Below are 915 nucleotides of genomic sequence, written 5' to 3'. Positions count from 1 at the left end.
CGAGTAGTCGGGGTCCACATTGTAATCTCCAGAAAGTGTCGCGACATTCCGGAATCACAGGTGCCCCAACTACTCAACCCATTTCAAAACGGCCTCTTAGCTGCTTACGTCAATACGTATTCACGTGTATTCGTATTATTTAGCCAAGAAAGCGATGGCAACAGCCGGAAAACGTGCTAGAGTGTACACAATCTAACACACGGAGGCGTTTCCATGACCGCCAGCACCACCATGACGATTCGGGTTCGGCCCGATGTGAAAGAAAAGCTCGACCGGATCGCGAGCAATACGCAGCGGAGTAAATCCTTCCTCGCCGGCGAGGCCGTCGCCGCCTATGTCGATCGCGAGCTTGAAATCATCGATGGAATCAAGCGCGGCATGGCCGATGTAGCGGCCGGCCGCGTTGTGCCCCATGAACAGGTGATGGCGGAAGCCCGCCAGATCATCGCGGATGCAAAGCGGAAGAAAGCCGCGCAAGAGTGAGGCGAGTGATTTGGTCGGCCGACGCACGGCGCGATTACCTCGACATTCTGCGATACATTGCGGCCGACAACCCACTTGCCGCTGAAAGGGTCGCGGTTGCGATCAAGCAGACCGGGGACGGACTTGGCGAGCTTGCGACCGGGAGACCGGGCCGCGTCACTGGCATTTATGAAAAGTCAGTTCCCCGCCTGCACTACATCATAACCTATGAGGTCACTAACCAAGGCGGCGGAGAGGTCATCGCTATCTTGCGCGTCATCCACACGTCGCGAGAATGGCCGGCTGAAGAATGGCCGCACTAGGTCACATACCCATAAAATAGTTTTCGGTTTGAATGGTTTGTGGTTGAACCGCTTCTTCCGAGCAAAGTGCGTGGTAAGGCCCGCTTTGACGATCGACGTGTTTTGAACGGTATATTCTGGCGGCTGAGGA

The 915-nt window shown here is 55.6% G+C and carries 2 protein-coding genes and 1 pseudogene; all 3 read left to right on the top strand.

All coding sequences use genetic code 11. The features are described from left to right. Positions 1–213 precede the first annotated feature (213 nt). Positions 214–483, top strand: a complete 270-nt coding sequence (locus ACTJKP_RS26955; protein WP_440632842.1) for a CopG family ribbon-helix-helix protein — start codon at positions 214–216, stop codon at positions 481–483. Continuing rightward, positions 480–785 (top strand): type II toxin-antitoxin system RelE/ParE family toxin, encoded by a 306-nt coding sequence (locus ACTJKP_RS26950; RefSeq protein WP_440632841.1) that lies wholly within the window; start codon positions 480–482, stop codon positions 783–785. The genes ACTJKP_RS26955 and ACTJKP_RS26950 overlap by 4 nt, the downstream gene beginning before the upstream one ends. Positions 786–824: 39 nt before the next feature. Beyond that, positions 825–915: pseudogene (locus ACTJKP_RS26945) on the top strand (IS5/IS1182 family transposase); the annotation flags it as partial.

Origin of the sequence: Brucella sp. 22210, assembly GCF_052045675.1 — a bacterium.
In the GTDB taxonomy this organism is placed as follows: Bacteria; Pseudomonadota; Alphaproteobacteria; order Rhizobiales; family Rhizobiaceae; genus Brucella.
This window is presented reverse-complemented; position numbering and strand designations above follow the sequence as displayed.

Excerpts from the sequence above, each read along its gene's own strand:
- ACTJKP_RS26955 (WP_440632842.1), top strand. The coding sequence starts at position 214 with ATGACCGCCAGCACCACCATGACGATTCGGGTTCGGCCCGATGTGAAA.